Here is a 23,215-nt window from a genome sequence, read left to right as displayed (position 1 = left end):
ACAGGCATTATTTTAGTTACAACATACTATTTACCCTGTTTTTAAAATCAAATGCAGCACCGTGCGGTTTTCGTTCTTCAGGTGAGAGAATGCAATGTTCCGTTAACATGCTTGCAACCGTGATGGGGATCACGTTTAATAGCCACGCTCTTTTCTTGCCTGAAACTCACTATGATTGTTCGTCCTAAACAGCACTGGCTACAACTGATTTTTGTCTGGCACGGTTCGGTACTTCCCAAAATCTATACCCGACTGCTGCTCAACTTCCTGCTTTCTATCGCCGTTATCCTGATGCTGCCGTGGTATACCTCGCTGGGCATCAAATTTACCGTGGCGCCATTTAGCATTCTCGGCGTGGCGATCGCAATCTTTCTTGGTTTCAGAAACAACGCCTGCTATTCACGCTACGTTGAGGCTCGCCAGCTGTGGGGGCAACTGATGATAGCGGCACGCTCGCTGTTTCGCGAGGTAAAAAACACCTTGCCGGACGATAAGCACCTGGGGGAATTTGTCCGCCTGCAGATCGCCTTTGCCAACTGCCTGCGCATGACCCTGCGCCGGGAAATGAACGCTGACCAGCTCTCTCGCTATCTTGCCCCGGACGTTTTAGCTCAGGTAATGGGCGCCAACTCGCCGGCGAACCGTATTTTGCTGGTCATGGGGGAGTGGCTGGCCGTGCGGCGGCGTAACGGGCAGCTTTCGGACATCCTGTTCCACAGCCTGAACAACCGCCTCAACGATATGTCCATCGTCCTTTCCGGCTGTGAACGGATTGCGACAACGCCAGTGCCGTTTGCCTATACGCTGATTTTGCACCGCACGGTGTATCTGTTCTGCATCATGCTGCCGTTCGCGCTGGTTGTGGATCTGCACTACATGACGCCGTTTGTCTCGGCGCTGATCTCATACACCTTTATCTCGCTGGACACCCTGGCGGAAGAGCTGGAAGACCCGTTTGGCACAGAAGATAACGACCTTCCGCTGGACGCCATCTGCAACATGATGGAACGCGATCTGCTACAGATGAACGATGAAGAGAACATTCCGGAAAGGCTGATGCCGGATAAGCACTATCAGCTGACCTGATGGGCGTTCCATTCGTCGCGGGTGATCTCCCACAGTTCGGAGTCCAATATCCCGCTGACGTAGGCTTTCTTTTCCGTTCTGATGAGCCGCATGCCGCTGCTGTCTGAAATACGACGGGAGCGGCTGTTCGCGGCGGCCTTCGGCGCCCGCAAAACGGGTTTGTTGAGCGTATTAAACCAGTAATCCGTCGCGGCAATGCTGGCCTCACGCATATATCCCTGTCCCTGAAACTCCGGCGCCAGCCAGAATCCTCGGTTATTATCGTCAACATCGTACAGACAGATAATCCCCATCAACGCATCCGGCACCTCACGACGGCGGATGCTCCAGATCCAGGCTATCCCTTTTGCCATATCCGGCAGCGCGACGTTATTCACATAGTTTTCCGCGCCATTATCCGGGTAGGGCCAGGGCACGGAAGAGACCAAATAGCGAACGATCTCCCAGCGCGGATACAGCTTTTGAATCTGAACCGCATCTTCGGCGACCAGCGGTTTCAGCAGGAGACGTTCTGTCGTGAGGGTCGGTATTGTCATCTGCGGATCTCCTTATTTAAGCGTTATGTTTTTGTTTGCGTTCTGGTATTTTCATCTCTATCACATTCTGGTGAGGCGTGCTGTGGTTATTCACTACCAAAAATGGGCAACGTCTCTTTAATGGCCAAATATTGAAGAGGTGATATGACGTTACGAACTGCTCATCCACAGGAAGCCGAAATACTCTGGAATATACGCAATCAGGCGATTCGTCACGGCTGCAAAACCAGCTACGACGCTGACGTGATTGCACGCTGGACGCCGGATCTTATGCCCGAGCATTACCGTCAAATGGTCATTGATTACCCTTTTTACGTGGTGGAAGACGAGAAGGGCGTCATTGCGGCTACCGGCTATCTGGATCTTGATACCCATTGTCTGGAGGCCATATTCACCTTGCCTTCAGCCACCGGAAAAGGCATGGCGACCCGAATTATCGAGGCGCTTACACACGAGGCGCGCAGCCGGGGGATAACCCGCCTGAGGCTGGATGCAACGCCTAACGCCCACGCCTTTTATCAGAAGCTGGGGTTTGTGACGCTGCGCGAAAACTATCATCACTCGCGTATGGCGGGGGCTGATTTACGCTGTTTTGAAATGGCAATCGACTTGTAATATGAGGAACGCATGGCTGTCACGATAAGACCTCTACGCGAAGACGACTATCCCCAGTGGCGACCGCTGTGGGATGGCTATACCCATTTTTATGATTGCCACCTCGAGGAGTCCGTTACCGCATCGACATGGGAAAGGGCGCTTTCAGCGCATTCACCGATGTTCTGCCGCGTGGTAGAGAAAGACGCAAAGGTCATCGGTTTCGCAATGTGTGTTCTGCACGAAGGAACCTGGTCAACCGCGCCCATCTGCTACCTGGAAGATCTGTTTGTTGATGCAGCCGAGCGCGGCGCGGGAGCGGGTAAGGCGCTGATTGATGCCTTGATAGCGGAAGGCAAGCGCGAAGGGTGGTCAAAGCTCTACTGGGTTACCCGGGAGAACAATCCGGCACGTAAACTCTACGATCGATACGGTGACGCTGACGATTACGTCCGCTATCGTCTCTCCCTTTAAGGCAACAGCGCCTGTGTTTGTATCACACTGTATCCGTGTTCCAGATACATACACAGGCTTGCAATAAACGCGTTTCCGCACATATCCGCTATACATTGAACTGTTGTTATATCCCCGTGAATTGTACTCAACCGGAGATACCAACATGTTCAGCAAACTCGCTTATTCAACGCTTGCTCTCACCGTTACCCTTGGCACCGTCATGTCATGTCAGGCCGAAGTCACCGGCACTAACTTAGCGGCGGCTTTCGATCGTCCACAGCAAATTAACGCCGGCGATCTTAACGTCGGGTATGTCGACATTGGTCCTAAAGACGGCCAACCGGTCATTCTGTTACACGGCTGGCCCTACGATATTCACAGCTACGCTGAAGTCGCGCCTGCGCTGGCGGCAAAAGGCTATCGCGTGATTGTGCCTTCTCTGCGCGGCTACGGCACTACGCGCTTCCTGTCGGCAAAAACGCCGCGCAACGGCCAGCCTTCCGCAATGGCGAAAGATATCGTGAACCTGATGGACGCCCTGAATATCAAGCAGGCGGTGTTTGCAGGCTATGACTGGGGTGCCCGTACGGCCGATATCGTTGCGGCGCTGTGGCCAGAGCGCGTTAAGTCGCTCGTTTCGGTAAGCGGTTATCTCATCAGCAGCCAGCAGATTGGTAAACAGCCGTTGCCGCCAAAAGCGGAGCAGCAGTGGTGGTATCAGTTCTATTTCGCTACCGAGCGCGGCGCTGAAGGCTATGCCAAAAACACGCATGACTTCGCTCGTTTGATCTGGTCTCAGGCCTCACCTGACTGGAAATTTAGCGACGCAGTCTTTAACGCCAGCGCCAAATCCCTTGATAACCCGGATCACGTTGCGGTAACGCTCAGCAACTATCGCTGGCGCTTAGGGCTGGAAAAAGGCGAGCACAAATACGACGCCTACGAACAAAAACTGGCCACGCTGCCGAATATCACCGTTCCGACGATCACCATCGAAGGCGGAAACAACGGGGCGCCGCATCCGGCACCGCAGGCCTACGCGGGTAAATTCACCGGTAAGTATGAACACCGTACCTTCGGCGCAACCGTGGGGCACAATCCGCCTCAGGAAGATCCGCAGGATTTCGTCAAGGCAGTTGTTGACGCTGACAAACTCTGAAATGTGCTATTTTCAGTACGTTACCCTTCGGTCTGGAGATTTCGGTGGAGCATATTGATCATATCCTTGTCGTCGATGACGACAGGGATATTCGTGAACTGATTATCGACTATCTCGTTAAGTCCGGTTATCGCGCCTCTGGCGCGGCAAACGGCAAAGAGATGCGCGTCGTGCTGGACAAGCAGCATATCGACCTGGTGGTGCTGGACGTTATGATGCCCGGCGACGACGGGCTTACGCTGTGTCGGCAATTACGCGTCGGGAAATATAAAGATCTGCCCATCCTGATGCTGACGGCGCGCAACGAGGAGACGGACAGGATCCTGGGTCTGGAAATGGGAGCCGACGATTACGTCGTAAAGCCTTTCGTCGCGCGAGAATTGCTGGCGCGTATCAAAGCGATTTTACGCCGTTTTCGCACGATGCCGCCCAATTTACAGGTGACGGAAGCAGGGCGGCTGGTGACGTTCGGCGAATGGCAGCTCGATACCGTTGCCCGCCACCTGATCGACCCGGAAGGGGTGATTGTGGCGCTCAGCGGGGCGGAGTATCGCCTGCTGCGCGTTTTCCTTGACCACCCGCAGCGGGTGCTGACCCGCGATCAGCTGCTCAACCTGACGCAGGGCCGTGACGCCGAGCTGTTTGAACGCTCAATCGACCTGCTGGTTAGCCGGGTTCGCCAGCGTCTGAATGAAGATGCCCGTACGCCCGCGTATATTAAAACCGTGCGCAGCGAGGGCTATGTGTTTACCATGCCGGTCACCATCATAGAGGCTAACGAATGACGCTCTGGCCTCGCTCGCTGCTGGCCCGCTTGCTGATCGTCGTGCTGCCCGGCCTGTTGCTCGCCAATGCCCTGAGCCTGACGCTGGTCATGATAGAGCGAATGCACAGCGCCCGAACGGTGATGCTCGGTAATCTGGAATACGATGTCGCGACCAGCGTGGCTATTTTAGACCGCTTACCCGCCAGCGAGCGCGCGGCCTGGCTGCCGCGACTTGAACGGGGTAACTATCGCTATATTCTGGGGCCGGGAGAGCCCGGGAACGCGCCGACGGATAAGCGTTCCCGGGACGCCATCCGAACCTTAAAAGCGACGCTTGCGGCACAGTACCCACTCAGCTTCACCGCCGTTCCCGGCGCCATTTCACATATCCAGGCGCATCTCACGCTACATGATGGCGCACCGCTGACCATTGACCTGATCCCTCGGATGCCGCCGGTCGCCAGCTGGCTGCCCGTTGTTCTTATTCTGCAGTTGCTCGTGCTGGCTGCCTGCTCCTGGATCGCCGTACGCCAGGTGATACGGCCTTTTTCACAGTTTACCCGCGCGGTAGACTCCCTGGACCCGGCCGCCAACACGCCAATGACGGAAAAGGGGCCGGTCGAGGTGCAGCGGGCAGCACATGCCTTCAACGCGATGCAGGCGCGCATTCAGTCCTATCTCAGGGAGCGGGCGCAGATCCTGGCATCCATATCGCACGATCTCCAGACGCCCATTACCCGCATGAAGCTTCGTGTTGAAATGGCGGATCAGCCTGACCTGCGCGACAAGCTCTTAAACGACCTTGATAATATGTCTCGTCTGGTGCGTGAGGGTATTGCGTATGCCCGGTCATCAGAATCACTGGAAGAGACCATGCTGAAGCTGGAGCTGAACGCCTGGATAAACAGCATCGCCTGCGATTATCAGGACATCGGTAAAAACGTGCAGTTTCAGGCAGGCGAAAACCGTTTGCCCATCGTCACGCGTCCACAGGCGCTGCGCCGGGTGATGACCAACCTGCTGGATAACGCCCTGAAATTTGGCGACTATGCCACCATTAGCATTGATGACTCGACTGCCGGAGAGGTGGTGATTCACATCATAGACGGCGGGCCTGGGATACCGGATGCCGAGCTGGAGGCGGTATTACAGCCGTTTTATCGGGTTGAAACATCACGCAACCGCGACACCGGCGGGACAGGACTCGGCCTGGCGATCGCAGCGCAGCTCACCGCTCAGCTGGACGGAAAGCTAAAGCTGGAGAACCGCGCAGAGGGCGGGCTGGACGTTTCGATTACTCTCCCGCGCCTTTAATTGTACGGTTCTGTATCTCCCCGCGTGGCCGATACAGAGCCAGACAAAAACCCACGCTTTTACACATATCCTGAACACATCCGCACGATGAAATAGCCTCACTGCAGCGTCGCAGGACTTGTATTGTGAGGTGTTTATGTTTCTGATAATTGCTTTCCTGGGCGGGATGATAAGCCTGCTCAGTCCATGTACGCTCCCGGTAATTCCTCTCCTGTTCGCCGGTTTTCAGGGGCAGCGGCGACATATTCTGGCGCTGCTCGCGGGGATGATCGTCATGTTCACCCTGGTGGCGATGGTCGTCACCGTCGCCAGCGAGTGGATAGCAGAGGCAACTATCGTCGGGCGCTGGGTCGCGCTTATCGTCCTGGCCACGGCCGCGCTGGCCTTAATTTTTCCGGCCTTTGCTCAGCGTATCGCCGGGCCGGCAGTCAGCGCGGGAAATGTCCTCAACACCCGAAGCGGGCAAACGCGTGGTATGGCATCGGCTTTTCTGGCTGGGCTTGCCGTCGGGCTGCTCTGGTCTCCCTGCGCGGGACCGATTCTGGGCGCCATTTTCAGCATCAATATTGCCGGACACTCGGCCATTGCCACAGGAGCCTTGCTGGCCGCCTATGGTAGCGGCTGCGCGCTGATGCTGGGCCTGCTCGTTTTCGGAGGCCGCACGCTGATGGCGCCGCTGAGAGCAAGATCGGCGCTGATGGAAAAATTACGACAGGGGGCAGGCGTGGTGATGTTAGCGGCCGTTGTCTTTAACGCAACGGGGATGACGTCTGTTCTGCAAGGCGCAAACGGCGTCGCGAATCGTCTTGAAACCGCGCTGCTGAATCTGGCAAAGCCCGCCGCGCAACCAGCGAAGCTTCAACCGGTCGTCATGACCGAGCCCAGCAGCCAGCTGCCTTCATTAAGCGGTGGGACAGGGTGGGTAAATGGTGACCCTGTCACGTCTGAATCACTGCGCGGGAAGGTGGTACTGATCGATTTCTGGACCTGGGACTGCATTAACTGCCAGCATACGCTTCCGCACGTGCGCGACTGGGCAACAAAATACCAGTCTCAGGGCCTGGTCGTCATAGGGGTACACACGCCTGAATACCCCTGGGAGAAACCGATCGCCTCGGTGAAAAACGCGGTAAATAAATGGCAGCTGCCGTACCGGGTTGTGACGGACAAAAACTATCAGATCTGGAACGCTTTCGGCAACCAGTACTGGCCCGCGCACTACTATTTCGATGCTAAAGGTCAGCTACGCTATACCTCGTTTGGCGAAGGGAATTATGAGCAGCAGGAAAAGGTTATCCAGCAGCTGCTCAAAGAGGCCCGTTCATAGCGCCGTTCAGGGCTGACGCTGGGCAACCATAAACAGTCGAGGAAAAGCCAGCAGTATCTGCCCGTTTTCCTGGAGCGGATACTGCTCTTCCAGCAGTTCATGGTAGCGTTTCAGGAAACGTTGCTGCTCGCTCTCGTTCAGTTCCTGGAGCCACGGGCGTAAACCGGTCGCGCTGACCCAGTCAATAATGGCCTGGTGCGAACTCATTTTATGGAAATAGGTTGTCCGCCAGATATCCACATCGCAGCCGGCCTCCGACAGGATATCGTAATAGGCATGCACGCCAGGCAGCGGCTCGCGGCCACGGTCCGGGTAGCCTTGCTCCAGCGCCACTTCACGCATCGCCACATGCGTGGGCTCAAGCCAGTTATCCGGCATCTGGATCGCCAGCACGCCATTGAGCGCGAGCAGTGACGCCAGATGCGGCAGGAGATCGTAATGGTCAGGTATCCACTGTAGGGATGCGTTCGCATAGATGAGGTTCAACGGCTGGCCTGGCCTGAACTGGCGGATATCGGCCTCAACGAACTGACAGTCGGGCAGTGCGCTGCGAGCCTCTTCCAGCATAGCCGGTGAGTTATCGACGCCGACAATCTGCGCTTTTGGCCAGCGATGCTGCAACAGCGCGGTGCTGTTTCCCGGCCCGCAGCCCAAATCGGCAATGGTGGCAACGTCACTCAGGGGAATTCTGGCAAGCAGCTCGGCGGCAGGGCGCGTTCGTTCAGCGCCGTATTGCAGATAAAGCGAAGGGTTCCAGTCGGCCATCTTCAGATCTCCGTTTTGCGTGTTTCAGCAAGGATAGCACAGGCCGACACCTGCACCGGGACAGGCGTCGGGCGAGCGGCAGGTTACAGAAGGCCTTTCAGTGCAATATGGTAGAGCAGCATGATGGTTTTTCCGTCGACGATTTTGCCCGTATCAATTCCCCGCAAGGCCTCTTCAAAGGGCATTTCCAGCACGTCGATATCTTCGCCCTCCGCTTTGATACCGCCGCCTGCGCTGGTTTTGTCCTTCGGCTGATACTCGGCAAGATAGAAATAGAGTTTCTCCGTTACGGAGCCTGGGCTCATGTAGGCTTCAAAGATTTTCTGCACGCTCGACACGTTAAATCCGGTCTCTTCTTCCGCCTCTGCTTTAATGCGGCTTTCCGGATCCATGTTATCAAGCAGGCCGGCCGCTGCCTCAATCAGATTGTCCTCATGGCCATTAATAAAGACCGGGAAGCGGAACTGGCGGGTCAGAATCACCGTTTTTTGGTCACGGTTGTAGAGCAGGATCGTGGCGCCGTTCCCCCGGTCATATACTTCACGCGTTTGCCGCTGCCATTCGCCATCGCGTCTTTGCAGGTCAAAGGTATATTTTTTAAGTAAGTACCAGTTATCGGACAGGGTTTCACTGTCAATGATGCGCACATTTGCACGTTTTGATTGCACGTTTTGTCCTCCTTATGTAGAGTAACTATCAATATCAGCATTATCGTGCATTTTCAAGATTAAACATGCAACATCAGGAATACATCATGCTCACCAGTCAGCGAAAACAGTTGATCCTTGAAAAGCTCGGCGCCGAAGGACAGGTCCAGTCAAAAGCACTTAGCGTTCTCTTCGACGTCTCTGACGACACCATCCGACGCGATTTGCGCGAGCTGGCGGCAGAAGGGCGTTTACAGCGGGTTCACGGCGGCGCGCTGCCGTCGTCCTCCGCTACTGTGCCTTTCGCGGAACGACAGTCCGTTAAAATGGATGCCAAAAGAAAGGTGGCGCAGAAGGGGGCGCAGCTGATTTCTTCGGGCCAGGTGGTGATCGTTGACGGTGGAACGACCACTTCAGAACTGATCGCCTTTTTACCGCATGACCTGCGTATTACCGTGGTGACGCACAGTCCGAGCGTTGCCCTGGGGCTTGTTAATCATCCTTTTATTGAGGTGATTCTGATCGGCGGCCGTTTGTATAAACACTCGATTGTCGCCGTCGGCGCGGCGGCCATCGAAGGTATCGAAAACATTCATGCGGATCTGTTCTTTATGGGCGTGACCGGTATCCATCCGGAAGCAGGGCTGACGACCGGAGATTTCGAAGAGGCGTGCATCAAACGTGCATTTTCCGGCAGAGCCGCCGAGACGGTTGTCCTGGCGTCGCCGGAAAAAATAAATACGGCGTCATCATTTGTTATTGGCGATGTGGAGCTGGCGAATACGATTGTCGTCGAAGGCGATACCGACCGCGACTGGGTCAATGCGGTATCGGAAAAAGGGGTATCGGTCGTATTGGCCTGAGCGTGAGCCAGCCAGAAAACTGGCTGGCGCGGGTACTCGCAAGCGGGTGAAATTAAGTTATCTTTCTTCGGGGGCATGGCATACCGCTTCGATATTATGACCATCAGGGGCAATGACAAATGCGGCATAGTAATTTTTACCGTAGGAGCGCAATCCCGGTGCGCCATTGTCGCGTCCGCCTGCGCGCAGCGCGGCATGGTAAAAATCATCAACCTGCTGGCGTGTCGTGGCCACAAAGGCCAGATGAAGCGGAGCGGGTTTATCATTCGACTGAAAAAGGCAAAGAGAAACATCGCCGGAACTCATTTCGACGCCATAGTCAGGAGAGCCTTCATCGACGAGTTCGACACCGAGCGGTTGAAGCGACATGAGGAAGAAGGTTTTACTTTTCTCATAATCGCTGACGCCGAATTTTACATGATCAAACATAATGGACTCCTCAAAAGTGATGGTGAAATGAGAAGTATAGAAAGAGAGTGGAGTCCAACACGATCAAGGGGTTGCGAATGTGACCGATATCAATACTCGCTACACAACAGACCGTTTACTCCCTACGAATGTCCAACGCAGATAATCATAGAGCCAGTTAAAAAGCATCGTGTATGGCAGGAAAAACAGTACAAGGCCAATCTCAACAAAAAATGCCTCCGCGATCGTTAAATTCAGCATGAACATGGCCACAGGGATTAAGGAGATGATAAGGCCCGTTTCAAACCCAACTGCATGGATGGCGCGAACGAGAAACGTTCGTTGAAACTGATGTTTTTTCTGCAGGGCGTCAAAGAACTTATTGAAGACAAAATTCCAGACCGTTGCGGTAAGCGCAGATATCACCGACAACGAACCCGACTGGAGTACCGAAACGTTCATCAGCCACGCAAGAGACAGAGCGATGATAACGTTGGCCGTCACTTCAAAAATGACAGCGTGGAAAATCCTTTCTTTAAAGCTTTTATTGAGTTCGATTTCCATAAGTCTACAGCAGCGGTGGTCAAAGCCAGGAGTATATCAAACGTCTTTTAACATTGGATAAACGTAGAAGTTGGGATTTCACAAGCTATCAATGAACCGGGGCAATCACGACCGTAGAAAGGCAGATTTTGACTGGCATTACATTGGTGCGCATAATGTATATTATGTTAAATAAGAATATTGCCGTGCCTCAGGAGATATCCCTCCTCAGTCTTGAGGATTCACCGTTGGCCACGCAGTTTGTATGTAAAACCCACTGACGATTACGCCCATCTGTGAAAAAAACTCATAACACCATTCGATGGCGCATGCTGGTTCCCTTCATGTCAGTGCAATACCCTTTCACATACAGAATTGCTGGCAATAAAAGAAGGAACACAGAATGAAGTATGTGAATCTGGGTCGTAGCGGTTTGCAAGTCTCCCGTCTTTGTCTCGGTTGTATGAGCTATGGTGAACCTGAACGCTTGCCTCAACCCTGGTCCCTGGATGAAAAGGCGTCACGTCCGCTCATTCGTCAGGCGCTTGAAGCGGGCATTAATTTTTTTGATACCGCGAATATCTACTCGGGCGGAAGTTCTGAAGAGATCACTGGAAAAGCGCTGAGAGAAATGGCCAGACGCGATGAGATCGTTGTGGCGACAAAGACCTTCTTTCCGTGGCGCAACTCCCCCAATACCGGGTTTCTTTCCCGCAAGGCCATTTTTCAGTCTATTGACGATAGCCTGATGCGCTTAGGCATGGATTACGTGGATCTCTTTCAGATTCACCGCTTTGACCACTCCACGCCTGTTGAAGAGACCATGGAGGCTCTGCATGACCTCGTTAAATCAGGAAAAGTACGTTACATCGGCGCATCATCTATGGAAGCCTGGCGCTTTGCAAAAATGCAGCATACGGCAGAGCGTAACGGCTGGACCCGATTTATTACGATGCAACCGCAATACAACCTGCTTTACCGGGAAGAAGAGCGCGAGATGCTGCCCCTGTGTGAAGACCAGGGCGTTGGTGTGATCCCCTGGAGTCCGATGGCACGCGGCAGGCTCACGCGCGACTGGAGTGTCACGTCCCGACGAACGCAAAACGATGCCTTTGCGTTAAAAATGTATGAGAACGCAGCCCTTCTGGATAAGCCTGTTATAGATGTTGTTGCCAGCATTGCTGAAAAGCACGATGTGCCAAGAGCCCATGTTGCAATTGCCTGGTTGCTATCAAAAACGGTCATCACAGCACCGATCATCGGCGCGACGAAACCAGAACATCTTTCCACGGCTATCAGCGCGCTGGACTTTTCACTTAGCGATGCCGAAATCATGGAACTCGAGGCACGCTATCTGCCGCACCCCGTCGACGGGATCATTCCCCCGCTTCCGGATATGCCACCTTCACTCACGCCGCCTTCAGCAATACAGGACTGTTAATGCCCTACCCTGGCCCGGCGTTGGTTCGGGCCCGCTGTTGGTGACAATGAACAACTCGTGATGTCAGGGTCGGATCGCCGACCGGGAGACTTTACCTACAGTCTCCCTGTGACAGTAAGTATAAAGGTGGCCATCACCGTTTAACTTTTATCAAACTGACTTTCGGTAAACGGATCTGCGCGACCGCCCTGCAATGGGATCCTGGCAAGCGCTGCATCGATTTCGCTTAACTCGCTGTCCGTCAACCGGACTTGCGGTGCACCGCTATTTTCTATCAGGTGCGGATATTGCGTCGTACCCGGGATGGGGACTATCCATGGCCGCTGAGCCATCACCCAGGCCAGCGCGAACTGAACCGGAGTGGTGTTTTTGCGGCGGGCCCACGACTGCGCGAATTCAAGCAGTACCATGTTTTTGGCCAGGGCATCGGGCTGGAAGCGTGGCAGGTTATGCCGCCGATCTGTGCTGTCGAACCGCTGGCTTGGATTGACTGCCCCGGCAAGGAAACTCCGGGCGGTCGGGCAGTAAGGTACAAAGCCGATACCCAGCTCTTCGAGCGTTGGAAATATCCGCGTCTCCGGTTCACGCCACCACATGGCATACTCACTCTGTACTGCAGTCACAGGGAGTACCGCATGTGCGCGGCGGATTGTCCTGGCACTCGCTTCCGACAATCCCCAGTGTTTCACTTTACCCTCCTGGATCAACGCCTTCACGGTTTCCGCCACATCCTCAATCGGCACATTCGGATCGGGGCGATGCTGATAAAGAAGATCGATATGGTCCGTTTTCAGACGCTTCAGCGAGCCCTCTACGGCACGGCGAATATGGTCAGGATGGCTGTTAAGGGAGGTTGACTTCCCCTCCTCCACGCCGAAACCGAACTTAGTGGCAATCACCACACGATCGCGAACGGGGGCCAGTGCTTCCCCGACAAATTCTTCACTGAGATGGGGGCCATACACCTCGGCAGTATCAAAGAACGTGATGCCTTGTTCGAAGGCGGCCCGGATGAGCGAAACCATGGCTTTACGATCGCGCGGACCACCGCCGTAATACCCCACCATAGGCAGACACCCGAGTCCCATACTTGAAACCTCCAGCGAGCCGAGTTTACGCGTGGTTAAGGTCTCCTTCTGGACGGGAACAGCACCCGAAAGGGCGCTCGACGTGTCCTGACCAGCCGGTTTAGCCATCACGGCTCCGCTCCTGCCAAGGGTGGTAGCGGCCAACGCCAGACCGGCGCCGGCGATCAGAAAATTGCGACGATCCCGGGAAGCGGGTACGGAAGCAGAATGCTGGTCATGCATCATCTTGCTCATAAACTGGAACTCCCTATATCGAAGAAAGGATTCATTAATTTGGTCATTACCAGGCATAAGCCTGGGGCGCTTCTCCCCCGGGTCCGGGCCAGATTTCGTCGAGACAGCTCATGGTGTCGTCTGATAGCGTGATTGTCGTTGCGTGAAGCGCCTGCTGGAGTTGTTCGACCGTACGAGGCCCGATAAGTGGAGCAGTAACGACAGGATTCTGCAGGAGCCAGGCAAGCGCCACATCGGAAGGGGTTTCGCCGAGGTCCTCACATAATCCTTCGTAGGCTTCCAGCTGCGGACGATACTGTTCGATTAGACGGGCAAACGCGGGCCTTGCACGGCGCCCGCTTGCCATCTTTTTCAGTACGCCGCCAAGCAACCCTCCGGCAAGTGGGCTCCAGGGAATCAGTCCCAGGCCAAAATGACGGCATGCGGGAATGACCTCCAGCTCAACGGTTCGGGCAGTCAAATTGTAGAGACTTTGCTCAGCAACCAGGCCCAGGGAATGACGGGCCGTGGCAACTGACTGCGCAGTCGCAATGTCCCAGCCTGCGAAATTGCTGCTACCGATATAAAGCACTTTTCCCTGATGAACAAGGAGTTCCATGGCCTGCCAGACCTCTTCCCATGGTGTATAACGATCGATGTGATGCATCTGATAGACGTCAATATGGTCGGTCTTAAGCCGTCGCAAACTGTCCTCGCAGGCCTTGCGAATATGGTAAGCAGAAAGACGGCGATCGTTCGGACCCGGTCCCATAGGCTGATAGGCTTTCGTCGCCAGAACGATACGGTCACGGCGGCCACCCTGCTGGAGCCAGCGACCAATAATCTCTTCAGACAGCCCCGAACCTTGCTGGATATCGGGTGATTGCTCGGTGCCATACACGTCTGCTGTATCAATGAAATTGATACCCGCCTCAAGCGCTTCATCCAGGATGCGGGCGCTGGTTTTCTCGTCGGTGACGTCACCAAAATTCATGGTTCCGAGACAAAGGCGGCTGACTTTCAGGCCGGTGCGGCCAAGATGCGTATAGTTCATACACGGCTCCGTTAGGTGAATGTTCCGCCCTGACCGACGGCCAGAGCGCATAATTTTCAAGAATAACGAAGCACAATGTGTTCAGTGAGAGGCGATGAGTGGATGGACTTGTGAAAAAAATTCAGCAACGGATTAGCCCTGGTCGGTCTATGGTGTATATCATTTCCGTATCAACACATTCGGGCCTTAACGCACAAGGAAAACGATTCTGTATGCAAATAAGCAGAGCTGATGTCGCCGATCTCATTTATTTCATGGCTATTGCACGTCATCGCAGTTTCAGCCGTGCGGCGATTGAATTAGGTGTCAGTGCATCAGCGCTTAGTCATGCCCTGAAGGGACTGGAAACCCGGCTCGGGGTTCGCCTGCTTAATCGCACGACCAAGAGCGTTACCCCTACGGCTGCAGGTGAAGAACTGGTTCAGTCTGTCCTTCAGCCTTTCGACAAGATAGAAGGCGCGCTTGAATCGCTTAACCGGTATCGTAATACGCCTACCGGGCGTATCCGCATCAATGCAGCCGTTGAAGCGGCCAATCTTTTGCTTGCGCCGGTTATGCCCGCGTTTATGGATCGCTATCCTGATATTGAAATCGATATTGTGGCCAGTAACCGTATGGTTGACGTCACTGATGCGGGCTTCGATGCCGGTATCCGCTATGGTGGCACCGTCCCGGAAGACATGGTTGCCCGGCGTTTATCTGCCGATATTCGCTGGGTTATCGCAGCATCCCCCGACTATCTTGAACGCTACGGAACGCCTGAACATCCTGATGATTTATTACACCATCGCTGTATAAGCAATCGTCTCGGCGACGATCGGATTTATCGCTGGGAACTTGAGCGAGACGGTGAAACGTACCAAATCACTGTGCCAGGCTCTGTGACGGTCAATCAGGCTGAAACGGGCCTTGTGGCCGTATTAGGCGGAGCCGGCCTGATGTATTTTCCGGAGCCTCTTGTTGCACCCTATGTGAAGGATGGACGGCTCCGCCTGGTGCTTACGGAATGGTCCCCGCTGGAGGAAGGTTTTTATATCTATTATTCAAGCCGCCGGCAACTGCCGACCGGGCTTCGCCTTCTGATTGAGTTCATACAGGAGGCCAGGCCGCTGGGGTTGTGAAATAGCGCTTCCATACGGGACGATGCGTTATCGCCTTTATCGCCCCGTAGCGGATATCAGAAAATCAATCAGGGCCTTCACTCTTTTCGTTTTGCCCGCGTTTTTGGGGTAATAGAGATAGACTGGCGGGTAGGTTTTCCAGTAGCTCTCCATCACGGGTATAAAGCGCTCCCTGTCCGGCTGTAACTGCCAGATGGGTTCAAACAAACGTCCAATTCCCAGGCCGTTACGGATCCCGTCTGCCATAACGTCAATATCGTTGCTGATTAACTGTCCGGGCATCTCAACCGTCAACTGCTCTCCGCGATCGTTCAGAATCAACGGAAGGATGCGGTTGTTAGTAATAAAACGGTAGCCAATCAGCTTGTGTTGACTGAGATCTGACGGCACCTCAGGCGTTCCATGCTCGCTGAGATAGGCTGAGGATGCATATAACCCTTCACGAAAGGGTTTCATTAACGGCCGCGCTACCACCCCACCCTCGAGGATATCGCCAAAACGGATCCCAAGATCAAAACGCTCTTCGATAACATTCACAGTACCGTCGTAAACCGAAATTTCCAGCTGTATACCCGGATATTGCTGACAGAATTTCGCCATTGCAGGCTTAAGAATTAACAGATAGGCAAAACGCGAGAGCGTGATTCGCACGATACCAGAGGGCTCCTGATTCTGGTCGCGAATGCTTTCAAGCGAATTTTCCAGCGACTCCACCGCCGCAGCGGTCTGTTCCAGCAACAGTTGCCCGGTTTCCGTCAGCTCAATACGGCGGGTCGTACGCACAAAAAGCGGATGGCCAATATGATCTTCCAGCAGCTTAAGCGCATTGCTGACGGAGGGAGGCGTAATTTCCAGTTTTCTTGCGGCTGCCGAAATATTGCCCTCACGTGCAATGCTCTGAAAGATCCGTATCTGGTTATACAGGGCGTTATTCATAATGTGTTCCTTAAGCAATCACTGCTTAATTGTTAACTACAGCCTAAAGATGCTTAAGTCAATAATATCCCTTTAGTTCGTTTTTATTGATGCTGCGATCCACTGTTAACCACGTATTTTGAAATACACCTGTACTCATTCAGATGACATTCACGGCACAGAATGGATTAAGGTATTCATGTTTTTTTACTTTTGTTTAGTGTGGGATAGTCAGTGTAGCCCACCGCATCGTTGTGTCCCGGCGCATAGAAGGTTGCAGGGTCCGGAACGTTGAGATCGCTGCCGCACGCAAATCTTGCGGGTAAATCGGGATTGGCAATAAATGGAACACCATAGGCGATGAGATCGGCCTCACCCTTGTTAATTGCATCCTCACCGGTCTGAGCATCATATCCACCATTCAGAATAAAAGTTCGCGAGAAACACTGACGAAGATAAGGTGCAATCCGCTGTGAACCTGCGACCGGAGCATCGGGCCCGGCAATACCTTCGGTAACGTGAAGGTAGGCGATGCCAATAGCGTCGAGTTGAGTCGCTAAATAACTGAATGTTTCAACCGGCGAAGAATCAGACATACCATGTAGCGACATGTTTGGACCAACCCTGAAACCAACGCGATCGGCGCCGAGCACTTCGCTCACTGCACTGACGACCTCCAGAGGAAAACGTGCACGGTTTATAATAGTCCCACCATAATGATCTTCTCGTTTGTTAGAACCGTCACGAAGGAACTGGTCAAGGAGATATCCTGAACTCCCATGTATTTCTACTCCATCGAAACCGGCTTCAGAAGCTTTTTCAGCACCCTGACGAAACTGTGAGACGACATCGGCGATTTCACTTGTTAAAAGCGCGCGAGGGACAGGAGTTTGTGCTATTCCAGTAGACGTAAAAACGTCTGCCTCTGCATTAATTGCAGATGGGGCAACCGGAAGGACACCATCATGGAACTCAGGATGCGAAACGCGTCCGACATGCCACAGTTGCGCAAAAATAATTCCCCCGGCTTCATGAACTGCATCTGTTACGCGACGCCATGCCTCAACCTGAGCGAGGGAATATATTCCCGGTGTTCTTATATATCCGGTACCTTGACGGCTAACCTGCGTAGCTTCAGATATTATCAACCCTGCCTGCGCCCGCTGCGCATAGTAAACAGGAGCCAGAGGGTTAGGTACATTACCGGTAACGGCCCGACTGCGGGTCATTGGGGCCATTACCATTCTATTTTTTAGAGTCAATTCCCCGATGTTATATGGGGATAAAAGCGTAAGGGGTGCATTTTTCAAGGAGCAGTACCTTTATTCTCTGTAAGAAACGAGTCGTTTTGTTTTGTAACCAGGGCTATATTACATACCGTTATTTTACCCGCAAGAAGGCACATTCATGATACCGTCAGATAAACGGACAGCACCCACCTGCAATATTTTCACCCGCGAATTGCTCAGTCGGATTGGTGATAAGTGGAGTATCTTAATCATTGCTCATCTTGCCGAGGGACCTTTGCGGTTTAATATACTCAGACGTACCATCGGTCAGGTCTCTCAGAGAATGCTGACGTTAACACTGAGAAGTCTTGAACGAGACGGATTAGTATCGCGGACGGTATTCCCTTCGATCCCGCCACGTGTTGAATATGAGCTAACACCACTTGGACGGACATTAATGGGGCCAGTTATGACACTTATAGACTGGTCCTTGATTCATCAGGGCGAGGTTGAAAAGGCACGTTCTGAATATGAAAGCCAGCCCGAGTTTTCGACTGATTAAGCCAGACTATTCATATACAGATGCAGGAACAGACATGTCTGGCATAGATTTACCCTGTCGCACTCCTCACCTGATTATTAAGTACAGGCTAAATATGCTTAAGCCAATGACCGCCTAATCTTCTCAAAATGGCGCTCATATACTCTTCTCTCTTTCCCTTTAAACCTGAGAACAAGAGACACTTATGCGAATTTTATGTCTGGATATCCCCGCACCTGGAGCATCGCTGGAAAAATATGCTCCACACCTTAACGCTGAAGCACTGCACGCCTGGGGATTGTATAAATCCGGCTTCATCCGCGACATCTACTTCCGTCAGGACAGACCTGGCGTCGCTATTTTTCTTGAATGTGACTCTGTCGATGAAGCGATGAACGTAATGGCCGAATTCCCGCTGGCAAAAGCAGGCTTATTAAGCTTTGAGTGCATTCCGCTTGGCTCCTTTATTAACTGGGAAAATCTCTTTGCCGCTGAATTTAAAAATAAAGAGTGAGGCCCGATATGAAACCTGCAGATAAACCCGTGCTGTGTGTCGTTTCCAGTCATCCGATTAAAGGCGCATCCGGTGTACCAACCGGTTTTTTCCTGGCCGAGCTGACGCATCCGCTGAAAGTACTGGAAGATGCCGGACTAAAAACGATGATCGCCAGCATTCGCGGGGGACAGCCGCCGGTGGATGGATTTGACCTCAGCGATCCTGTCAACGCCTGGTACTGGAACGAAACCGATTTTCAGCAGCGCCTGGCAACAACACCAGCGTTATCTGAGCTGAACGGTTCCGATTACAGCGCCGTTTTCTTTGCGGGCGGCCATGGAACCATGTGGGATTTCCGCGACAGCCAGGATGCCCAGCGTATTATCCGCGAAGTGTATGAAAGTGATGGGATTGTCTCAGCCGTCTGCCACGGACCTGCGGCATTGGTTGACGCAAAGCTCAGCAGCGGCGAATACCTGGTGAAAGGCAAAAACGTGGCGGCCTTTACCAACAAGGAAGAGGAAGAAGTTCACACCACAGATGTGGTTCCCTACCTGCTTGAGACTGCACTCCGCGAGCATGGCGCGCTTCATCATGAAGCCCCGAACTGGTCTGAAAATGTGGTTACTGACGGTCGCCTTATCACGGGGCAGAATCCCGCTTCAGCGCACGGTGTCGGTGTGGCGCTGTTAAATGCCCTCCGCCAGCCAACTTAATTCATTCATCTGTCTTTCATCTTTACTCACCCTCTTTGGCCGGTTTACGTCAGCAACGTTCCGGCTTTTTTCAGGAGCTGAATATGAAAACTCTTCCTCCAGTCGCGCTCGGCACATGGTCCTGGGGCACAGGCTTTGCCGGTGGCGACACCGTCTTCGGCAATCATCTTTCTGATACTCAGATGGCAGACGTGTTCACCACGGCCATGAGTAAGGGTCTGAATCTCTGGGATACCGCAGCAGTATATGGCATGGGGAGTTCCGAGGCAGCGCTGGGAGCATTAGTCCGTCAGTTCCCCCGCGAGGATATGATTTTATCCACCAAATTCACGCCGCAGATTGCGAACGAACAGTCAGCACAGCCTGTCAGCGATATGCTTGAGGCCAGCCTCGGACGCCTGGGTGTGGACGCGATTGATATCTACTGGATCCACAATCCCCTCGACGTTGAGAAATGGACGCCAGGACTGATCCCACTTTTACAAAGCGGTAAGGTCAAACGCGTCGGGGTTTCCAACCACAATCTCGCACAAATCAGACGCGCCAACGAAATCCTTAACGCTTCCGGTTATTCCCTCAGTGCAGTACAGAATCACTACAGCCTGCTTTATCGCGCCTCTGAAGAGGCCGGGATCCTTGATTATTGCCGACAAAATAACATCACGTTCTTTGCTTACATGGTCCTGGAGCAAGGCGCGCTCAGTGGTCGTTATGATTCAAATCATCCCATGCCTGCCGGGAGTGGCCGGGCCGAAAGTTATAACGCAGTACTGCCGCAGATAGAAAGATTAACCGCCGCCATGAAAAAAATGGGAGCCGAAAGGAATGCCAGCGTTGCACAGATAGCCATCGCATGGGCTATTGCAAAAGGTACCCTTCCCCTCGTTGGTGCGACTAAAGTCCATCACGTTCTGGACGCCGCATACGCTTCAGACATCCAGTTACGCGATGAGGAAATCATCCTGCTGGAACAACTCGCCACAGAGACCAGAGTGGATACACGAGGCGCTTGGGAAAAACCGATGGTGTAAACCCTGTCCGGGACAGACTGTCATGAATGACACTCACGAACGGGCTGTTCCGGGCGATCCTAATCTGCATCACTTTTACTGCTTTGTATGAAGGGTGAGAATATGAAAATCATTTGCCTCGAAGAACATTATCTCGACAGCGAGTTAGGGCGAGCGTGTATGCCTGTTGCGCTTGAGCAGGCACCTTTCCTTGGCGACTGGGGGAAAACCGTCGCTGATGGTCATAATCCTGACCGAAGCCGGCCGCAGATAGAAAAGAATGCGCTGATAAACGCGAAAGGCGCTGATTTGGAAAGCCGCCGCCTCAGGGATATGGATGAAGCTGGAATTACCCTGCAGATCCTCTCTGTGGGCGGATTTCCCCAGCTGGCACCCGGGGATGAAGCGGTAACATTAAATACGGCGGCAAACGACCGCCTTGCCGGGGCGGTAAGAAATCACCCGGATCGCTTTGCGGCATTTGCCACACTTCCCTGGGCACAGCCGGAAGAGGCTGAAAAAGAGCTTGTCCGCGCAGTTGAAAAACTGGGGTTTAAGGGGGCACTTCTGAATGGCCGACCCTCTTCATGCTTTCTCGATCATCCTGACTATGACTCCCTGCTTTCCCGCTTTAATAAACTGAATGTGCCACTCTATCTTCATCCCGGATTACCGGTTAAAAGCGTGCAACAGGCCTACTTCACGGGCTTCAATGCAGAGGTCAACGCCCGGCTCTCTATGTTTGGCTGGGGCTGGCATCACGAAGCCGGGATCCATTTGTTACGGCTGATGTTATCGGGCGCATTTGATAAATATCCCCACCTGCAGATAATCAGTGGCCACTGGGGGGAGATGCTGCCCTTCTGGCTGCAGCGTCTTGATGACAGCCTTCCGCTGGCTGCAACGGGTCTGTCACGCACGCTAACGAGAACCTTCCAGGAACACGTTTACGTTACCCCGTCAGGTATGCTGACACTGCCGCACTTCCAGTTTATCTACGCGTTAATGGGGGCAGACAGGATCCTGTTCTCCGTTGATTACCCCTATCAGACCCTGGACGGTGTAAAAACATTTATCGACAGTCTGCCCGTCAACAAGGCTGAAAAAGAGGCCATCGCGTTTCGCAATGCGGAACGTTTACTGGGCATCATGGCGTAGTTCACGGGTTCATGATGACCGGGCACAATGAGAACAGTCGACCATTATTAGTTTTTGTCTAAAAGTGAATGAGCCTTTACTGCTCTAAAAAAAATAATGGTGTCACTCTATACTGGACTAAAAATTCACCAGCCTCTTTAACGTATTGAAATGAAAAATATCCTTGTTATTTCAGGTCATCCTGAGCTGAACCATTCCGTCGCCAACGCCACTATCCTTGACGAAGTGGCGACCGCCCTTCCCGATGCTGAAATTCGTCGTCTGGACTGGCTCTATCCGGACGGCAAATTCAATATCGCTTCGGAGCAGGAAAGCCTGCTCAGGGCCGATGTGATTGTCTGGCAGTTTCCTTTTTCCTGGTATGGGCTGCCCGGGTTAATGAAACAATGGCTGGACGAGGTCTTTGTCCACGGCTTCGCGCATGGCTCAGCGGCGAAACTGGGCGGTAAAAAGCTGCTCCTCTCCTTCACTACAGGGGCGCCACAGGCGCTCTATACCGCTGACGGTTTCTTTGGCCATGCCATTGAAGAGTATCTTATTCCGTTCGAGACCACGGCAAGACTGTGCAATCTTGAGCTGCTGGCGCCGGTTTATACCTGCGGTATCAGCTATGCAGACCGGGATTCCGACAAAATCGCGCAGCAAAAAACGCTTGCCCGGGAACACGCTTCAAGGCTTGTCGATCTGCTCAATACCGTCGTGAATAATCCAGAGGGAGAATAACGATGCAGTATACCCGGCTCGGTAAAAGTGACTTACTGGTCTCCCGCATCTGTATGGGATGTATGGGGTTTGGCGACCCGTTAACGGGCCAGCATCGCTGGACGCTGGACGAAACAGCAAGCCGGGACATCATCCGCTACGGTCTCGAAAAGGGTATCAATTTTTACGATACCGCCATCGCCTATCAGAACGGCTCCAGCGAGCGATACGTTGGCCGGGCGCTGCGGGAGATGGCAAAACGCGAGGACGTGGTGCTGGCCACCAAGTTTCTGCCACGAACCGCCGCGCAAATTGCCGCGGGGATCGGCGGAAAAGAGGCAATAGCCCGATCGCTCGACCAGAGCCTGCAGAATCTTGGGATGGACTACATCGACCTCTACATCTACCACATCTGGGATTACAACACGCCAGTTATTGAGGTGCTTGAAGCGCTGCATGCCGCCGTTACTGCGGGCAAAGTGCGCGCTATTGGTATTTCCAATTGCTATGCCTGGCAGCTGGCGAAAGCGAACGCGCTTGCCGAACGCGAAGGGCTGACGCCCTTTGTTTCCGTGCAAAGCCACTACAACCTGATTATGCGTGAAGATGAACGAGAGCTCTTCGGTCTGTGCGCTGAAGATGATATCGCCATGACCCCCTATAGCGCGCTGGCCAGCGGTCGTCTCGCCCGGAAAGAAGGCCACACGCGGCGAGCCGCGGAGGATGATTATGCGCGCGGGAAATATGACAGCACGGCTGAACAGGATCGGAGCATTATCGAGCGCGTCGCCGAGCTTGCTAAACGACATCAGGTGTCCATGACGGAAATCTCACTCGCCTGGCTGCTGACAAAGGTCACGTCACCTGTCGTAGGGGCCACAAAAAAAGATCACGTTGATGGCGCGGTAAACGCCGTAAATCTTCAACTGAGCCTTGAGGAAATTCGGTTTCTGGAAGAAACCTACCAGCCGCACGTTCTGACGGGGATTATGGCGCAAAACACGCCGCAAACGAAAGACGTTAAGCAGGTCTGGACGCCGTAGCAAACAGTCATTTCAGTAAAAGGA

At 53.5% G+C, this 23,215-nt stretch carries 26 protein-coding genes; 17 read left to right on the top strand and 9 right to left on the bottom strand.

Annotation, left to right across the window (positions count from 1 at the left end; genetic code table 11):
• The first annotated feature begins 171 nt into the window (after positions 1-171).
• A complete protein-coding gene (locus tag A6013_RS09600; protein ID WP_028013153.1) occupies positions 172-1,086 on the top strand; it encodes a bestrophin family protein in 915 nt (304 codons plus the stop codon).
• On the opposite strand, the gene A6013_RS09595 is transcribed toward A6013_RS09600, so the two are convergent.
• Positions 1,074-1,622 carry a GNAT family N-acetyltransferase gene (locus tag A6013_RS09595; RefSeq protein ID WP_028013154.1) on the bottom strand — a complete coding sequence of 183 codons (549 nt, stop codon included), beginning with the start codon at positions 1,620-1,622 and terminating at the stop codon, positions 1,074-1,076. The two genes, A6013_RS09600 and A6013_RS09595, sit on opposite strands and share 13 nt — an antisense overlap.
• A gap of 144 nt (positions 1,623-1,766) precedes the next feature.
• On the opposite strand from A6013_RS09595, the gene A6013_RS09590 reads away from it, so the two are divergent.
• The 6 genes from A6013_RS09590 to A6013_RS09565 all read left to right on the top strand — a co-directional run bounded on the left by A6013_RS09590 (position 1,767) and on the right by A6013_RS09565 (position 7,238).
• On the top strand, positions 1,767-2,237 hold the full coding sequence (locus A6013_RS09590; RefSeq protein ID WP_047368551.1) for a GNAT family N-acetyltransferase: 471 nt from the start codon (positions 1,767-1,769) through the stop codon (positions 2,235-2,237).
• A 12-nt stretch (positions 2,238-2,249) separates the two neighbouring features.
• Positions 2,250-2,690 carry a GNAT family N-acetyltransferase gene (locus A6013_RS09585; protein ID WP_069732963.1) on the top strand — a complete coding sequence of 147 codons (441 nt, stop codon included), beginning with the start codon at positions 2,250-2,252 and terminating at the stop codon, positions 2,688-2,690.
• A 145-nt stretch (positions 2,691-2,835) separates the two neighbouring features.
• Positions 2,836-3,831 (top strand): alpha/beta fold hydrolase, encoded by a 996-nt coding sequence (locus tag A6013_RS09580; protein ID WP_069732962.1) that lies wholly within the window; start codon positions 2,836-2,838, stop codon positions 3,829-3,831.
• A 44-nt stretch (positions 3,832-3,875) separates the two neighbouring features.
• Positions 3,876-4,616 carry a response regulator gene (locus A6013_RS09575; protein ID WP_049137820.1) on the top strand — a complete coding sequence of 247 codons (741 nt, stop codon included), beginning with the start codon at positions 3,876-3,878 and terminating at the stop codon, positions 4,614-4,616.
• The gene (locus A6013_RS09570; RefSeq protein ID WP_069732961.1) at positions 4,613-5,911 is read left to right on the top strand and encodes an ATP-binding protein; all 1,299 of its coding nucleotides are present in this window, start codon (positions 4,613-4,615) and stop codon (positions 5,909-5,911) included. Before A6013_RS09575 ends, A6013_RS09570 begins: the two co-directional genes overlap by 4 nt.
• Before the next feature lie 136 nt (positions 5,912-6,047).
• Positions 6,048-7,238: a cytochrome c biogenesis protein/redoxin gene (locus tag A6013_RS09565; protein ID WP_069732960.1), complete on the top strand. Its 1,191-nt coding sequence runs from the start codon at positions 6,048-6,050 to the stop codon at positions 7,236-7,238.
• A 6-nt stretch (positions 7,239-7,244) separates the two neighbouring features.
• On the opposite strand, the gene tam is transcribed toward A6013_RS09565, so the two are convergent.
• Positions 7,245-8,003 (bottom strand): trans-aconitate 2-methyltransferase, encoded by a 759-nt coding sequence (gene tam, locus A6013_RS09560; protein WP_045260523.1) that lies wholly within the window; start codon positions 8,001-8,003, stop codon positions 7,245-7,247.
• Between the two features lie 83 nt (positions 8,004-8,086).
• Positions 8,087-8,671 (bottom strand): NUDIX domain-containing protein, encoded by a 585-nt coding sequence (locus tag A6013_RS09555; RefSeq protein WP_069732959.1) that lies wholly within the window; start codon positions 8,669-8,671, stop codon positions 8,087-8,089.
• Between the two features lie 86 nt (positions 8,672-8,757).
• Here A6013_RS09555 and A6013_RS09550 point away from each other — a divergent pair, with 86 nt between their 5' ends.
• The gene (locus tag A6013_RS09550) at positions 8,758-9,513 is read left to right on the top strand and encodes a DeoR/GlpR family DNA-binding transcription regulator (RefSeq protein WP_069732958.1); all 756 of its coding nucleotides are present in this window, start codon (positions 8,758-8,760) and stop codon (positions 9,511-9,513) included.
• Positions 9,514-9,570: 57 nt separating this feature from the next.
• Here the strand turns inward: A6013_RS09550 and A6013_RS09545 are convergent, their stop codons facing one another.
• Both A6013_RS09545 and A6013_RS09540 read right to left on the bottom strand, forming a co-directional pair.
• The gene (locus tag A6013_RS09545) at positions 9,571-9,942 is read right to left on the bottom strand and encodes a VOC family protein (RefSeq protein WP_028013164.1); all 372 of its coding nucleotides are present in this window, start codon (positions 9,940-9,942) and stop codon (positions 9,571-9,573) included.
• A 99-nt stretch (positions 9,943-10,041) separates the two neighbouring features.
• Positions 10,042-10,485 carry a PACE efflux transporter gene (locus tag A6013_RS09540; protein WP_069732957.1) on the bottom strand — a complete coding sequence of 148 codons (444 nt, stop codon included), beginning with the start codon at positions 10,483-10,485 and terminating at the stop codon, positions 10,042-10,044.
• Between the two features lie 382 nt (positions 10,486-10,867).
• Here A6013_RS09540 and A6013_RS09535 point away from each other — a divergent pair, with 382 nt between their 5' ends.
• Positions 10,868-11,905, top strand: coding sequence for an aldo/keto reductase (locus tag A6013_RS09535; RefSeq protein WP_048958799.1), 1,038 nt, complete (start codon positions 10,868-10,870; stop codon positions 11,903-11,905).
• 140 nt (positions 11,906-12,045) lie between these two features.
• On the opposite strand, the gene A6013_RS09530 is transcribed toward A6013_RS09535, so the two are convergent.
• Together A6013_RS09530 and A6013_RS09525 are read right to left on the bottom strand one after the other, a co-directional pair.
• The gene (locus tag A6013_RS09530; RefSeq protein WP_069732996.1) at positions 12,046-13,227 is read right to left on the bottom strand and encodes an aldo/keto reductase; all 1,182 of its coding nucleotides are present in this window, start codon (positions 13,225-13,227) and stop codon (positions 12,046-12,048) included.
• A 46-nt stretch (positions 13,228-13,273) separates the two neighbouring features.
• Positions 13,274-14,260 carry an aldo/keto reductase gene (locus A6013_RS09525; protein ID WP_069732956.1) on the bottom strand — a complete coding sequence of 329 codons (987 nt, stop codon included), beginning with the start codon at positions 14,258-14,260 and terminating at the stop codon, positions 13,274-13,276.
• Between the two features lie 212 nt (positions 14,261-14,472).
• Here A6013_RS09525 and A6013_RS09520 point away from each other — a divergent pair, with 212 nt between their 5' ends.
• Complete coding sequence (locus tag A6013_RS09520) at positions 14,473-15,381, top strand: LysR family transcriptional regulator (protein WP_014831948.1); 909 nt, start codon at positions 14,473-14,475, stop codon at positions 15,379-15,381.
• A gap of 36 nt (positions 15,382-15,417) precedes the next feature.
• Here A6013_RS09520 and A6013_RS09515 read toward each other — a convergent pair whose 3' ends face one another.
• Positions 15,418-16,317: a LysR family transcriptional regulator gene (locus tag A6013_RS09515; protein ID WP_047368561.1), complete on the bottom strand. Its 900-nt coding sequence runs from the start codon at positions 16,315-16,317 to the stop codon at positions 15,418-15,420.
• Positions 16,318-16,493: 176 nt separating this feature from the next.
• On the bottom strand, positions 16,494-17,606 hold the full coding sequence (locus A6013_RS09510; RefSeq protein WP_069732955.1) for an alkene reductase: 1,113 nt from the start codon (positions 17,604-17,606) through the stop codon (positions 16,494-16,496).
• Between the two features lie 97 nt (positions 17,607-17,703).
• Between A6013_RS09510 and A6013_RS25180 the strand changes: the two genes are divergently transcribed.
• The 7 genes from A6013_RS25180 (at position 17,704) to A6013_RS09480 (ending at position 23,191) form a co-directional block, all read left to right on the top strand.
• A complete protein-coding gene (locus A6013_RS25180) occupies positions 17,704-18,087 on the top strand; it encodes a helix-turn-helix domain-containing protein (protein ID WP_072032014.1) in 384 nt (127 codons plus the stop codon).
• Positions 18,088-18,271: 184 nt separating this feature from the next.
• Positions 18,272-18,580, top strand: coding sequence for a hypothetical protein (locus A6013_RS09505; protein WP_014831950.1), 309 nt, complete (start codon positions 18,272-18,274; stop codon positions 18,578-18,580).
• An 8-nt stretch (positions 18,581-18,588) separates the two neighbouring features.
• Positions 18,589-19,278 (top strand): type 1 glutamine amidotransferase domain-containing protein, encoded by a 690-nt coding sequence (locus A6013_RS09500; protein ID WP_028013171.1) that lies wholly within the window; start codon positions 18,589-18,591, stop codon positions 19,276-19,278.
• Positions 19,279-19,361: 83 nt separating this feature from the next.
• Complete coding sequence (locus A6013_RS09495) at positions 19,362-20,309, top strand: aldo/keto reductase (protein WP_048958796.1); 948 nt, start codon at positions 19,362-19,364, stop codon at positions 20,307-20,309.
• Positions 20,310-20,411: 102 nt separating this feature from the next.
• Complete coding sequence (locus A6013_RS09490; protein WP_069732954.1) at positions 20,412-21,446, top strand: amidohydrolase family protein; 1,035 nt, start codon at positions 20,412-20,414, stop codon at positions 21,444-21,446.
• 150 nt (positions 21,447-21,596) lie between these two features.
• Positions 21,597-22,169 carry an NAD(P)H-dependent oxidoreductase gene (locus A6013_RS09485; protein WP_069732953.1) on the top strand — a complete coding sequence of 191 codons (573 nt, stop codon included), beginning with the start codon at positions 21,597-21,599 and terminating at the stop codon, positions 22,167-22,169.
• Positions 22,170-22,171: 2 nt separating this feature from the next.
• Positions 22,172-23,191 (top strand): aldo/keto reductase, encoded by a 1,020-nt coding sequence (locus tag A6013_RS09480; RefSeq protein ID WP_069732952.1) that lies wholly within the window; start codon positions 22,172-22,174, stop codon positions 23,189-23,191.
• Positions 23,192-23,215 lie beyond the last annotated feature (24 nt).

This window comes from Enterobacter sp. IF2SW-B1, from assembly GCF_001743375.1.
In the GTDB taxonomy this organism is placed as follows: Bacteria; Pseudomonadota; Gammaproteobacteria; order Enterobacterales; family Enterobacteriaceae; genus Enterobacter; species Enterobacter bugandensis.
The sequence above is the reverse complement of the archived record's forward strand: the minus strand, read 5'-3'. Positions and strand labels throughout refer to the sequence as shown.